Source organism: Vibrio campbellii CAIM 519 = NBRC 15631 = ATCC 25920 (assembly GCF_002163755.1).
GTDB classification, from domain to species: Bacteria; Pseudomonadota; Gammaproteobacteria; order Enterobacterales; family Vibrionaceae; genus Vibrio; species Vibrio campbellii.
In genome coordinates this window covers 854,954-868,422 of the sequence record NZ_CP015864.1, presented here as the reverse complement: position 1 = coordinate 868,422, position 13,469 = coordinate 854,954, and the positions used below count along the sequence as shown (strand labels likewise).

At 45.1% G+C, this 13,469-nt stretch carries 9 protein-coding genes, 1 tRNA gene and 1 pseudogene; 4 read left to right on the top strand and 7 right to left on the bottom strand.

Annotated elements, in window-relative coordinates:
* Positions 1 to 88 precede the first annotated feature (88 nt).
* Positions 89 to 928, bottom strand: a complete 840-nt coding sequence (locus A8140_RS19815) for a hypothetical protein (RefSeq protein ID WP_005532442.1) — start codon at positions 926 to 928, stop codon at positions 89 to 91.
* A gap of 6 nt (positions 929 to 934) precedes the next feature.
* A complete protein-coding gene (locus tag A8140_RS19810) occupies positions 935 to 1,669 on the bottom strand; it encodes an IclR family transcriptional regulator (RefSeq protein WP_005442559.1) in 735 nt (244 codons plus the stop codon).
* 482 nt (positions 1,670 to 2,151) lie between these two features.
* Here A8140_RS19810 and A8140_RS19805 point away from each other — a divergent pair, with 482 nt between their 5' ends.
* A complete protein-coding gene (locus A8140_RS19805; RefSeq protein ID WP_005532444.1) occupies positions 2,152 to 3,621 on the top strand; it encodes an EAL domain-containing protein in 1,470 nt (489 codons plus the stop codon).
* 4 nt (positions 3,622 to 3,625) lie between these two features.
* Here A8140_RS19805 and modF read toward each other — a convergent pair.
* Together modF and A8140_RS19795 are read right to left on the bottom strand one after the other, a co-directional pair.
* Positions 3,626 to 5,073 (bottom strand): annotated as a pseudogene (gene modF, locus A8140_RS19800) (molybdate ABC transporter ATP-binding protein ModF).
* 471 nt (positions 5,074 to 5,544) lie between these two features.
* Positions 5,545 to 5,635 (bottom strand) — tRNA-Ser (locus A8140_RS19795).
* Between the two features lie 329 nt (positions 5,636 to 5,964).
* On the opposite strand from A8140_RS19795, the gene A8140_RS19790 reads away from it, so the two are divergent.
* On the top strand, positions 5,965 to 6,645 hold the full coding sequence (locus A8140_RS19790) for a MaoC family dehydratase (protein ID WP_010643691.1): 681 nt from the start codon (positions 5,965 to 5,967) through the stop codon (positions 6,643 to 6,645).
* Between the two features lie 65 nt (positions 6,646 to 6,710).
* On the opposite strand, the gene A8140_RS19785 is transcribed toward A8140_RS19790, so the two are convergent.
* The gene (locus A8140_RS19785) at positions 6,711 to 7,538 is read right to left on the bottom strand and encodes a phosphate ABC transporter substrate-binding protein (protein WP_005532317.1); all 828 of its coding nucleotides are present in this window, start codon (positions 7,536 to 7,538) and stop codon (positions 6,711 to 6,713) included.
* 299 nt (positions 7,539 to 7,837) lie between these two features.
* Here A8140_RS19785 and A8140_RS19780 point away from each other — a divergent pair, with 299 nt between their 5' ends.
* On the top strand, positions 7,838 to 8,194 hold the full coding sequence (locus A8140_RS19780) for a DUF3024 domain-containing protein (RefSeq protein ID WP_005532316.1): 357 nt from the start codon (positions 7,838 to 7,840) through the stop codon (positions 8,192 to 8,194).
* A 65-nt stretch (positions 8,195 to 8,259) separates the two neighbouring features.
* Here the strand turns inward: A8140_RS19780 and A8140_RS19775 are convergent, their stop codons facing one another.
* Positions 8,260 to 9,054 carry an AraC family transcriptional regulator gene (locus A8140_RS19775; RefSeq protein WP_005532315.1) on the bottom strand — a complete coding sequence of 265 codons (795 nt, stop codon included), beginning with the start codon at positions 9,052 to 9,054 and terminating at the stop codon, positions 8,260 to 8,262.
* 72 nt (positions 9,055 to 9,126) lie between these two features.
* A complete protein-coding gene (rnb, locus tag A8140_RS19770; protein WP_005532313.1) occupies positions 9,127 to 11,130 on the bottom strand; it encodes an exoribonuclease II in 2,004 nt (667 codons plus the stop codon).
* Positions 11,131 to 11,509: 379 nt separating this feature from the next.
* Between rnb and A8140_RS19765 the strand changes: the two genes are divergently transcribed.
* On the top strand, positions 11,510 to 13,429 hold the full coding sequence (locus A8140_RS19765) for a DEAD/DEAH box helicase (protein ID WP_005532311.1): 1,920 nt from the start codon (positions 11,510 to 11,512) through the stop codon (positions 13,427 to 13,429).
* The last annotated feature ends 40 nt before the right edge of the window (positions 13,430 to 13,469 follow it).

The following is a 13,469-nucleotide window of genomic DNA, read 5'->3' as shown; positions in this document are numbered from 1 at the left end:
ATTTGTTAGAACGTAAGTAAAAAGGGTGATTTGGAGTGTTGAAGGCAAAGCCACAACAAGGCTGTGGCTTTATCCGTTTAAAAACAAGTTAAGCCACGTGGTCAATCAAGGGGGCAATTTGGTACAACTCTTCAAGAATCGCTTTAGTTTGCTTCGAATACACAAGGCGATCTCGGTCTCCGACTAATTGAATCGCTTTTACTTTTCCTGATACTAAACACAAGCGAATCATACGCAGCACCATCTGAATATCTAGTGCTGGTGTGCCATCAAGGTGATTCTTAGTAAGCAGTGACGCCAAATCAATCGACATAATGATTTGGTCACAGTGATCAAGATAGTTGCCGACTTGCTGCCTCAAATGATTTCGGAAACGGAATGTAAACTCACGGTCTGTTACCCAGTCACAGCCTTGATCCTCTGCGTATTCCCATGCTTCTTGTTTTGTGTCTTGTTCGCTTGTGCCTGCAAAGAACAAACGGACATTTTGGTATCGCGAGAGGGCAAAATGGAATGCAGAACCGACGCGTGGTTCGAGTGTTGGTTCAAGATTCATCTTGTGACCGATATGGATGATCCCAACTTCGTCATTGTTGCTGACCACAACAGGCAGCATGGATAACATCGCCTCGGTGCAATTTGACAAAACGACGGGTACTGAGTGGCGTGAGAGAGACAAGCTCAATGTTTCTTGAAAGTCGCCGGTTTCAATTTGATGATGAGAAAAGTGGCCAAGGTTTGCAGCAGAGCCTTGGTCATGCTGTTGGTAAAGCCAGTCACTGGCATTCTCAAGACTCTGATCAGCTAATTCAAACGTTCCATGACTCATCGGGGCTAAATGCTCACATACCGTCATAAAAGAAAAAGGGTAGTGATGGATTGATTTATTCGCTCGATGAAGTTTGTAACGTTTGAAAAAGCTCAACATGGTGAATTACCTTTCTGGCGGCAACGCCCTCGCTGCCTGCAACACATGCAAAATGATACGCTGCTTATCCTTCTCGACTCGGTGAGCCGGAGCCATCACCGAGACCGCGCCAATCAATTTACTTCCTTTCATGACTGGGGCACTGATGCCAGATACACCAGGATCGATTTCTGATGTACTAACAGCGTATCCGTTCTTACGGATGGTGCTAAGCTCCTGTTCCCATTCGCTGAGGCGATGATCTTGCCCAAAATGACGCAAGATTTTTTCGCAACGGCTTTGAGGCATGAAAGCCAGCATCACCTTAGATGAGGCGCCACGAAGCAATGGTTGACTTTGACCCTGGACGTAGCTGCATCGAAGCGCCTGCATACTTTCTTTTTGTCTGACACAAAGCGCACGATAGCCAGAAGGCACCATGTAAGCCGCCATCTCACCCGTTTGTTGAACTAATCGAGCAAGAATGGTTTCCACCATATCCAAACCGTGTTGAGCGGTTTCATAGCTGTGCATTAACAGCAGGGCGGCAGGACCAACTACAAAAGTTTTGTCGTGTACGCTTTCTTCGATCAAGTTCCACTCTTTGAGTAGCTTCAAGTGCCGGTAAAGACTACTTAAAGGCACATTCAGTTGTTCACTGAGCGTTTTCGCAGAGACTGGGAATTGACTAACTGCGACTTGCATCAGCAATTGCAGCGCCTTTTCGTTGACTTGGTTAGCGTTGGCTTTGTTTGTCGTCATGAGCGTGTTGTAACGTGATAATGGATAGGCAACAACTATAATTCTTAATAGCTGAGAAAAGGAAAATAATTAGAAATGGATATTCCATAGGGTGAGAAAGTGGCCTATAAATATTTTGTTTGTCTCAGCCCAAAGGTTCGCGTTTGTCTTGGGATAGGAGGGCATTCGCGTTTACGCAATACGAAAAACGCTACAACCAGACGAGCAGTTGTGCTGAAAATAGAGAGTCTGTGGGAAAATTTTGTGTGAATTTCTCTTAACGGATCGCACTTGGGTAAGGAAAATTGATACACTCCTTTTTTGAAATGAGTCGCATATCAATAACTCATTGTTATGTTTGCTGCTTTGTATTTTGTTAACCATACTCAATCGATAGATTGGTATAGTCGTGCCTTTTAGTAATGAGCCTCAATAAGTAGTTGATAGAAAGGCACTACTTACTCTTTCGCTACCTAGTTTTATTCAGAAGAGACAATATTTAAATGATAAAGAAAGAGCTTTTGAAAAAAGCCATTATTTTTCTTCTGCCTATACCGTTGGTTGCGGCAGAAGTACTTTATTCATCTCACCAAAGTGTTCAGCGAAATCTTGTCCATATTCTTGATAACGATACTCCAGTTGTGGAGGAGATTTTTCACCAGATTAAGGCAGAGAATCGCACTGCCCTGTTACGCCCTGAGCATTGCGAGGCTCTACAGTATAACTTAATGTTCGAGCGTCACATCGACGAGATGCTCATTCTCAAGGATGATGAAATAATCTGCTCGTCAAAGCTCGGTGCGATATCCCGTCCTGCGGATGACTATATCCAAGTGTATCGCCCAGAGACACTCTCACTTGGTCGTGTAAATGGTTATCCAGATCAGGTTTTGTTCTTAAGTATTACTAGCGAAGAGCATCCTGAATACAGAGCAGTGACCATCATCGACCGAGACTACTTTGCTGCCACGGTTGGTTACCGAAATGACTTTAGACTTAAACGTACTGCTATTTTTGTTGGTGATGAGTCTGCACCAATGGATTTAACGAAAGATGGTGAGAACGAAACTGCGCTTTATTACTCTTCGAGTTTCGATTATGAGATCTTAATTGAAGCAAGTGACGATTTTATCGAGCAAAAGCGTTTCTCATCCTTCTATTCTTCCATTCCTGCTTTACTGACCTTTTACTTATTCATTTTTCTCGTCCGTCGCTTTATCGATCCACAGCGCAACATGGTCTCTGAGCTTAAAAAAGCAATCAGAAAGCGTGAATTGAAGCTCTACTATCAACCTCAAGTGGATGCTCAAACAGGCAAAGTCTTTGGTTATGAGGCATTGGTTCGATGGCCGCATAAACTGAGAGGTTTTATCTCTCCGGATGAATTTGTACCTGTGGCAGAAGAGAGTGGGTTGGTAGAAAGCCTAACTGACTTTGTGTTGGATAAAGCCTGCGAAGACTTCTCAAAAGTTAAATTGGAAGAGTCGATACATTTGGGCGTCAACGTACCGCCTGGTTATTTATCTGATTCCCATGTGATAAGAAAAATTGAGAACATTCATCGTACTTTAAAACAACACAACGTCGAATTAGGGATTGAAATTACCGAAAGGCAGTTGATAGACAGTAACGCCATTCAACATATCGCTGCTCTGCGAGTCCACGGTATTCAAGTGCTTATCGATGATTTTGGTACAGGGCAAACCGCCTTAGCCGTATTACAGCACATGAAGGTCGATTACTTGAAAATCGATAAGTGCTTTGTCGACACTATTGGGATTGAGAGTGTTAATTCGTCAGTATTACACGCCATAGTCAGGCTGGCTGGCGATTTAAGTGTTGAGTTGGTTGCAGAAGGCGTAGAGACAAAAGAGCAAGCGGACTACTTAAAAGCGCTAGGGGTGAACATTCATCAAGGTTACTTCTATGCCAAGCCACTCCCTTATGCCGAAGTGGTTGGCAATAGAGAGTAGACGTTTATTCGATGTGCCCCTTGTAACATTGAGACGCTTGATCGAACTTAAACTCAAGATAGTTTTGAATGCTGTCTAAGCCATCTTCTTGATAATGGGAAACGTAGAGAAGTTGGCTTAGATTTTCTTTCGCGATTAGCTCTAGTGTATTTTTCACAAGAACTCGCCCTAAGTAATCTAATCCTTGATAAGGCTCGTCCAAAATCAACAGAGTAGGCTGTTTCACTATCGCTCTAGCAATCAGCAATAAACGTTGTTGACCATACTCTAGTTGTTTAAAGGAGGTCTTCTCGTTTTGCGCAATATGGAGAATCGTCAGCCACTCTTTCGCGATGTTGATTTCTTTTTTGCTTGGTTGAGAATACAGTCCAATGGAGTCATAAAAGCCCGACAGAATGACTTCTAATGCACTGCAGTTCACGCGGTACTGGAGATGTAACGTTGAAGACACCATGCCAATGTGCTGCTTAATTTCCCAAATGGTCTCGCCACTGCCACGCTTTTTACCAAAGATGTGGATGTCGTTGCTGTAACATTGGGGATGATCACCAAAGATAAGGCCTAGTAATGTGCTTTTCCCGCAGCCATTTGGGCCTTTAACTTGCCAGTGTTGACCTTTATCGATACGCCAACTCAAATCGGTGAAAATGGTTTTCTCAGTGTATTCCACCTTACCGTTCTTTAACTCAAAGATAGGGTTGTCGAAATGCGTCGAGTGCTGATGCTGACGAATCAGCGCCATCATCTCCTCGCTTTGTTTTTCTGACTGCGCTTTTATCTGTGCAATGATAGGGTGCTGATCCCAGCTCTGTCGGTCCATGGTACTATCGAGCTTGCCACCATTGAACAGCGCAATACGTTCTATCCAGTCGGGCATGTCAGATTCACGGGAAAACGTAATCAGCATTTGTACCGATTGAGAGAGTGTCTGTAGATACGTTGCTAATGACGCACGGTGCGCGACATCTAAACCGGTAAATGGGTTGTCTAACAACACCAGATCGGGTTTTACTGCGAGTGCTCTCGCAAGCATGACTCGTCGTGTTTCACCCGTTGATAGCACTCTGAATCCGCTTTCTGCTAGATGCGATAAGTCGAGGTCTTCAATCAGAGCTTGCGTGAGTGCTTCATCTTTACACGCTTCATAAATCAAGCGAGAAACGGAACTCCTTGGTCAATACGGTCGAGAAAATCGGTGTCGTCTTTTTCTATCTCTAGTTCCAACAGCCGTTGTTGCTCAGAGAGAGATACCTGAGCAATCCGGTAACCATCGATGTTCAGTTCACCAGACTCAGGCTTTATCTCACCACACAACAAGTCACCAAGCATTGAACCTATATCGCCTTCAGAGCTGAATATGCCCCAAGATTCCCCGGTTTCAATCTGCCAATCGTTGATAGAGAGAGTAGAAGTGTTTTCCTTGGCAGTAAGCTGATGAAATTGAATCGGCATTGTGTCTGTCTTCCATGATTTATTTTTATGTTGTTTCTAGTTATAGCAAGTCTGACGCATGCTTAGAAAGGGGGAAGTACAGATATTTTCAACAATAACGAGAAGTACGAGTTTGGTCGGTAAATCTAGAAGAGATTAAAAGAGGACAGTCATTGCTGGAGCGCCGGGGTCGCACACGACTAGGGATTTAGAAATCCCTTAATGTTCCAAGCGCCATAACGACGAAAGCCCGTTGATTCCTCAACGAGCTTTCTAAATGTGCGGGGGGCTGGGCTTGCATTCAAGGAGGGATTTGGGATAATCCCTTTAAAGCACTGAAGTACGAAAAAGCCCGCTAATCTCTTAGCGGGCTTTTTACTAGAATGTGGCGGAATGCTGGGGTCGCACACGACTAGGGATTTAGAAATCCCGTAATTTTCCAAATGCTAAAACGACGAAATCCCGTTGATTTCTCAACGGGATTTCTAAATGTGGCGGAGAGATAGGGATTTGAACCCTAGATACGCTATTAACGTATGCCGGTTTTCAAGACCGGTGCTTTCAACCACTCAGCCATCTCTCCGTTGCGGGACGTATAATAGGGTGAGGCAGAAACGTTGTAAAGCATTGTTTTAATGAAAAAGAACGGATTGCTTATTTTGTGGTCACACCTAAAGATGGAAGCAGTGCGATGGTATACCCAAAAGGGTGATTGTTACAGTGTTCTGTAGAGTATTTACGTTATGTTGTGGTGACTTAATAAAATAGTGTTTTATTTATATCCTCATGAAAAATAAGAACTAAATGACTTTGAGTAAACATGTGTTCGCCCGAAAGTGTTTGCAACATAATGTGAACTAATTCAAAATTCACTGGTAGAGCCAGTTGTGCTGAATTTATCTAAGGGTTTTTATGAAAGTCACAAGTCTATTTAAAGACAAAGTTGGTGCGATTTCTGCTCACCAATCAGAGTTTATGAATTGGATGTCTCCAACGCTACGCGATTACTGGAGTGACTTCTTAGGTCGAGCACAAAGCAGCTTCTTATTTTCTAAAGTACGCGATCACCAGCAACCTGCTGTGAATGAAGAAGTGATCCCTCAACCTGAGCCGATCGTGCTTAAGCCAGAAGCGCAAGTTCTATTTGATGAGCTAAGCGACAAGGTGGGCGAAGTGATTCACGTGGGTGACTGGGTTTATGTATCTCAAGAGCGTATTAACCAATTCGGTTCTGTAACTGAAGATATGCAATGGATTCACACGGATCCTGAGCGTGCTGCTTCTGAGTCTCCATTCAAAACGACGATCGCACACGGTTTCCTAACACTAGCGCTGTTGCCTAAGCTGACAGACTCTGTTGATCCATCAAACCCAATGTTCCCAACGGCGAAGCTAGTGGTGAACCTAGGTCTGAACCAAGTGCGTTTCCCTTACCCAGTGAAAGCGGGTAATAATGTTCGTGCATCAAGTACGCTAACTAAAATTACTCCAATTAAGAAAGGTCTTGAGATCGAGCGTGAAATCAAAGTAGAAATCGAAGGTGTGCGTCGACCTGGTGCTGTGGTTGTTTCAGTGATTCAATTGCACTTCTAATCGAATTCAAAGATTCAAATAAAAAAAGAGAGCCGGATTTGGCTCTCTTTTTTTATGTTTGCGTTTTATTGGTTAAAGCTTTTCACGGGTGTGTAGCCGTAATCGGCAATCGCTTTTTGGCCTTGTTCCGATTTCAGGAACTTCACGAACTCTTTGCCTGCGTTATCCAAACCATCTACTTTGTACAGAACTAAGAAAGGGCGAGCCAGTTTGTACTTGTGGTTGGCGATGTTGCTTGCGGTTGGATCGGTACCTTCAAACTGAATCGCTTTTATTGAGCGATCCACTGAGCCGACGGAGATAAAGCCGATAGCGTGCGGGTTGTGGTTAACAATGGTTTTTACCATGCTGTTGCTGTTTACCACTAGGTTGTTTGGGTTGATGTCCGATACTAAACGGTCGTTGATGACCTTAGTAAGGCCTAGCAAGCTTTCAAAGCTATAGCGAGAGCCAGAAGACGCTTCACGTGTTACCACGGCAATGGGTTGGTCTGCGCCGCCGACTTGTTTCCAATTGTCGATTTTACCTTTGTAGATATCAAACAGTTGTTGCTCCGAAAGGTTGGTGACAGAGTTAGTGCGGTTAACAACAACAGCAAGACCATCGTAAGCGATAGGGAATACGTTGAGGTCTTCGCCTTTCTCTCTTTCTGTTAAGTAGCGCGAGCTCATTCCAATCTCAACCACGCCCTTGTTCACCATAGTGATACCAGCGCTTGAGCCAATGCCCTGTACGGCAATGTAATCGTCAGGATGCGTTTTATTATATTCTTCAGCCAGTACATCCATTACGCGTGCAACAGAGGTAGAACCGGAAATATTGACTTCTTTTGCCACAGCAGAAGGAAGGGACAGAGCCATGGCTAGTAAGGTCGCCACAGAAAGACGTAACATATTGAACTCCAAATACGGTATAAAGCAGCGCTCATCATATTTCGTTCAGGTTACACTTTTGTGAATGCGCATCGATATCCATAGCGAATGATCGATTGCTCTCGCTTTAAACGGATAGTTATCAATAATATGCGAAGGGCGGCTTTTACCGATTTGAAACATAAGAGGTGACGCAGTTAGCTTTTCGTCGTTAAATGGAGTGATATTCTAGCCTTGAGCGAGCGCATTCCTCGATGGTGATTTCTGCCTCTCTCAGGTACTTGGGTATATACTAAGAACAACATATCAGGAGTAGGCTCATGTCCGTGTCTCAAATGGCGACCAGTCGTCTGCACAAATTGGTTCAAACGCTCTGCGCTAGGCGCAATGTAAATTTGCCGGTAGAAGCGATAGGCAAGTGCTTGTACGAGCCCATAGAGAACGGTGTTGAGCTTTATCATGCGCACTTCTTGCTTGATTCACAGCACAGTGAATATACGTCTCCCATTGCTAAAATCCTGTTTGATGCCAAAACTCAGCTTTGGTGTTTCTACGTGCCAACGTATCGTGGAGAAGATCTGGTGTGGGTACCTTATGAAAGGCTACCGATGAGTGAAAGGCTTGAGGTGCTTCTCGCCGAATTAGAGAGCGATCCTCAAGCGTGTTTCTGGGACTAACAGCCGTTTCTATCTGTTAATCCTCTATCCGTTAACCCTGTCACCGTTTCGTGCCATGCCATGCGTTACTTCGCAATTTGGCTACGAAACTCTTTAGGCGTAATGCTGTAAATCGATTTAAACGCGGTACTAAAGTGTGCAGCACTCTTAAAGCCGGATTCAAATGCAATTTGAGTAATCGACTTCTGTGACACACGCAGTTGCGTTGCTGCGTGGTTGATGCGTTTCACCTTCAATATGTGCGAGAACGAGAGGTTTTCTGCTGCCAGTCTGCGTTTCAATGTCGCGATAGACATGCTCATGTGCGTTGCTAGCGCTTCTAATGTGATGTCTTTCTCGATGTTCTTCTCAATGTATTTAATCGCCTTCTGAGACGCGGTGAGGCTGCTTGCGTCATCAATGATAGATAGAATGTCTGGCTGTAATTCGACCATCAGTGATAGTAGTGAAAGCGCAATATGACCTTGAGCGTATTGCGGTGCTTTATTGTCCGCTAACTCAATTAACGTGTCTTTAAGCTTTGCAATCGAGGATTGGTTTTCAGAAGAAAAAGGGTAGAAGCGACGTTCTTCTGTTTCTGACTGTACGCCTGGATGGGCAGATTTAAACTCGCTGAACAAGCCAATATCAAACACTAGCGCTACGGCTTTGAACACGCCGGGCTTGGCTTCGGCACTGCGTAGGTCTGCGGAGTTATAAAGGGTGAAGTCTCCGGCGTTTAATTCAATTCGCTCACCACTTGGCTGGTTAATGATGAGTGAGCCTTCTTCAACAACATATAAGCCGTTGTGGGTGGCGGTGTAGCGTTCACTTTTGCGAGCAGTGAAGTGATTAAAGCGAATGATCTCAATGTTCGGCATATTCGTTCTTATCTTTCTTGCATGACGTATAAAAAAGGCGCTCACTTGAGCGCCTTTAAACTTCAATCGGTATTATTCACTTACAGTTTCTTCTGCTTGTGTTGCTGGTTTATCAGCAAATACCTGGGTTGGCTTTGCAACGATGCTGCGGTTCTCTTGGTTCACGTCCGCTAGAACGATTTCCAATGTATCACCTAACTTGTATACCACTTCTTTATCGATAGAAATGGTACCGTTGTCGCCGTTACACTCAATTCTTTCTTTATTATCAAGAATCAAGCTACCAGGAATAAAGGCCGCTGCGCCATTTTCGAGAAGTCGAACACGTGCACCAGCACGATTAATATCAAAAATCTCACCTGTGAAACACGTTTGTTTGCATGGCTCTTCTGCAAGAGTGCGCGCGTATAGCCAATCTGATACGTTTCGCTCGGCAATTTTGTGATGTTTACGGTGCAGAGCCAGCTCTTCGCCCACTTCATCGTCTGGTTTTTGAACAGGTTCTTTGTTCAAAATGACTGCTTTCAGCATGCGGTGGTTGATCATGTCACCGTATTTACGGATTGGTGAAGTCCAAGTCGCGTAGATATCAAGACCCATTGCGTAATGAGGAAGAGGTTGATTGCCCACTTCGCTGTACGTTTGGAACTTGCGAATGCGGTTATCTAAGTATGAGGTCTCTTGCTCACCTAACCAACGACGAAGCGCTGCGAAGCCTTCTAGTGTTGCGATAGATTCAGCAGTGAACTCTAGTGCGCCTTCTGGGTTTACCAGTTCAACCACTTCTTCAATTTTCTCAGCTTTGAAGCCAGCGTGTGTGTTGAATACGCCTGTTTCAAATTTCTCGCGTAGTGTACGACCCGCACAGATGTTTGCTGTGATCATTGACTCTTCAACTAGGCGGTTTGCGCTACGACGCATGTCAGCGTGGATCGCAACAACGTCGTTGTCTTCGCTTAGTTCGAAGCGGTAGTCAGGACGGTCTGGGAACACAACAGCGTTCTTTTCACGCCACTCAGCACGGGCGCGAGAGAAATCGTATAGGTCACGAAGGATAGTCGCGATCTCTTCTGACGGTTGCCATTTATCCGAGCTGCCGGTTTCTAGCCAATCAGATACGTTGTCGTATGCTAGACGAGCATGTGATTTGATGTTGGCTGCGAAGAAGTTAATGTCATCACCAATCACACCATCTTTGTTTACTGTTACTGTACAGCAGATAGCAGGGCGGATTTCACCTTCGATTAGAGAACACAAGTTGTCCGCTAGATCGCGAGGCAGCATTGGGATGTTACGACCTGGTAGGTAGATAGTGTAGCCACGTTCACGCGCGACTTTATCCATGTCATCTTCAGGTGTGATGTACGCTGTTGGGTCTGCGATTGCGATAGTGAGTTCGAAATCGCCAGATTCTGTTTTCTTCGCGTACAGTGCATCGTCCATATCTTTGGTTGATTCACCATCGATAGTCACGAAAGGAACGTGAGTCATGTCTACGCGTTCTAGATCCGCGTCGTCTTTTAGTTCCCAGTTCTCGATGCCTGCTGGTTCAGAGTTTGGTAGATCGTTTTGCGCTAGCGTTACCCACCAAGGCGCAATCTTGTCGTTTGCATCGGTAATCTTCTCAGAAATTTCTACGAAGAAGGAGTTATCGCCTTTAAGCGGGTGGCGAATAAGATGCGCAACAACCCAATCGCCTTCTACGAACTCGTCAGGTCTTAGGCCTTTCTTTAGTTTGGCTTTAAGGGAGAGCTTTTTCAGCTGTGGGTGATCGGGTGCAACGTTTAGCTTGCCTTTGAACATTTTTACTCGGCCAATAAAGCGAGTTACAGCTTGTTCTAGCAGCTCTTGTGGTTCAGCGACTTCACGTTCGTTTTCAGTGCGGATAATGGCAACGACTTTGTCGCCGTGCATGCACTTTTTCATGTACGCTGGTGGGATGAAGAAGCTGGTTTTGCTGTCCACTTCCAGGAAGCCAAAGCCTTTATCAGTTGCTTTGATTGAGCCTTCTTTTTTAGGCAGGTTTTCTTGGATTTGCTGCTTAAGCTGAGCTAATAGCGGGTTATCTTGAAACATCTTTTCTTAACTTACCAATGGAATTGGGCACACTATAATCATTACGCACTATTATTACTACCTAAAGCACACAAATTCGCTGTGAATTATTGATGAATTGAACGGCGTACTGGTGCTTTTCTCTCCGGAGAATGGGGGGAGAGGTGGAAATTTATGCGAAAAATACCATTAGTGAGAATAAATTGTGATGTAATTCAATTTTTTCTAGCTTTTTTTATGCATTTAAGGAATAATCCGCCTCCCTTAGTCGTCCCTAATGGCTTATCGCGGTTGTGTACTGTACTAGCTCCTGTCTGAACGGATTTAGTAAACGGATGGATCAGTATCGAATTGGAAGAGCATATGGGACTGTTTTTTTGTTTAATTAAGTAGGATCCCAATGCAAGATTCTGTTATTCAATTCAGCGATTTATCTCTGAATGATTCTATCCTTTCTGCTCTAGACGGAATGGGTTTCGTGTCACCAACTCCAATTCAGGCTGCGGCAATCCCACACCTGTTGGAAGGTGCTGACGCGCTGGGTAAAGCACAGACGGGTACAGGTAAAACGGCAGCATTCTCTCTGCCTCTTCTAAACAAGCTAGATCTTGGCCAACGCAAACCACAAGCAATCGTACTTGCTCCGACACGTGAGCTAGCGATTCAGGTTGCGGCTGAAATGAAAAACCTTGGTAAAAACATCAAGGGTCTTAAAGTTCTAGAGATCTACGGTGGTGCATCTATCGTGGATCAAATGCGTGCACTAAAAAGTGGTGCTCACGTTGTTGTTGGTACTCCTGGCCGTGTTCAAGACCTTATCAACCGTGAACGTCTACATCTAGACGAGGTAAATACTTTCGTACTTGATGAAGCGGACGAAATGCTAAACATGGGTTTCGTGGACGACGTGACTGCGATCATGGAGCACGCTCCTGAATCGGCTCAACGCGTTCTGTTCTCTGCAACTATGCCTCCAATGCTGAAAAACATTGTTGAGCGTTTCCTACGTGATCCTGTAACGGTAGACGTTGCTGGTAAAAACCACACTGTTGACAAAGTTCAACAACAGTTCTGGGTAGTGAAGGGTGTAGAGAAAGATGAAGCTATGTCTCGTCTTCTTGAAACTGAAGAAACTGACGCGTCAATCGTATTCGTACGTACTCGTCAAGACACTGAGCGTCTAGCTGATTGGCTATCTGCACGTGGCTTTAAAGCTGCTGCACTGCACGGTGATATTCCTCAGTCTCTACGTGAGCGAACTGTTGATCACATCAAACAAGGTGTTATCGACATCCTAGTTGCAACTGACGTTGTTGCTCGTGGTCTTGATGTTCCACGTATTACTCACGTATTTAACTACGACATCCCATTCGATGTTGAATCTTACATCCACCGTATCGGTCGTACTGGCCGTGCTGGACGTAAAGGTAAAGCGATCCTTCTAGTTCGCACTAACCAAATCCGTATGCTTCGCACTATCGAGCGCGTAACCAAGTCATCTATGGAAGAAATCCAACTTCCTCTACGTGACCAAGTTGCAGAAGCTCGTCTAAACAAGCTAGCGGCTGAACTGGAAGCAGAGAAAGAGCACAAAGCACTAGACAAGTTCGCTGAGCTTGTAGAGAAACTACAAACTTCTCTAGAAATCGATCCAGCGATGCTTGCTGCAATGCTTCTTAAGCGTCAGCAAGGTAAACGTCCTCTATTCTACATTGGCGAAGACCCAATGGTAGAAGCGATTGAACGTGACAAGCAACGTCGTAAAGAGCGCCGTGAAGGTGGTCGTAACTTCAACAACCAAGACTGGGATACTTACCAGCTTCAAGTTGGTCGCGAACAAGGTGTTCAAGTTAAAGATATCGTTGGCGCTCTAGCAAACGAATTAGGTCTAGGCAAAGGCTCTATCGGTGCGATCAAGCTAGCGCAAGGTCACACATTCGTACAGCTACCTAAAGCAATGACTTCAGACGCTGCGAACAAACTAAGCAAGCTACGTATCCGTCAACAAGATGTTGGTGCTGTAGTATGTGACTTCGATGACTTCCGTGAGTCTCGTGGTGGTCGCCGTGACGGTGGTCGTCGCGATGGCGGTCGTCGTGATGGCGGCGGTTACCGTGGTAACCGTGATGGCAACCGCGAAGGTGGTCGTCGTGAAGGCGGTCGTCGCGAAGGTGGCTTCCGTGGTAACCGTGACGGCAACCGCGATGGTAACCGTGAAGGTGGCGAACGTCGTTTCGACCGCAACCGTGGTGGTGATCACCGTGGTGCACACCGTGGTGAACGTGGTCACGGCCGTGGTCGTCGCTCACAAGAAGCATAATTGCTTAATCGCTAGATGAATTTAAAAACCGAGCCAAGTG

Coding starts and splice junctions, on each gene's coding strand:
- A8140_RS19815 (WP_005532442.1), bottom strand. CDS start 928: ATGTTGAGCTTTTTCAAACGTTACAAACTTCATCGAGCGAATAAATCA.
- A8140_RS19810 (WP_005442559.1), bottom strand. CDS start 1,669: ATGACGACAAACAAAGCCAACGCTAACCAAGTCAACGAAAAGGCGCTG.
- A8140_RS19805 (WP_005532444.1), top strand. CDS start 2,152: ATGATAAAGAAAGAGCTTTTGAAAAAAGCCATTATTTTTCTTCTGCCT.
- A8140_RS19790 (WP_010643691.1), top strand. CDS start 5,965: ATGAAAGTCACAAGTCTATTTAAAGACAAAGTTGGTGCGATTTCTGCT.
- A8140_RS19785 (WP_005532317.1), bottom strand. CDS start 7,538: ATGTTACGTCTTTCTGTGGCGACCTTACTAGCCATGGCTCTGTCCCTT.
- A8140_RS19780 (WP_005532316.1), top strand. CDS start 7,838: ATGTCCGTGTCTCAAATGGCGACCAGTCGTCTGCACAAATTGGTTCAA.
- A8140_RS19775 (WP_005532315.1), bottom strand. CDS start 9,054: ATGCCGAACATTGAGATCATTCGCTTTAATCACTTCACTGCTCGCAAA.
- rnb (WP_005532313.1), bottom strand. CDS start 11,130: ATGTTTCAAGATAACCCGCTATTAGCTCAGCTTAAGCAGCAAATCCAA.
- A8140_RS19765 (WP_005532311.1), top strand. CDS start 11,510: ATGCAAGATTCTGTTATTCAATTCAGCGATTTATCTCTGAATGATTCT.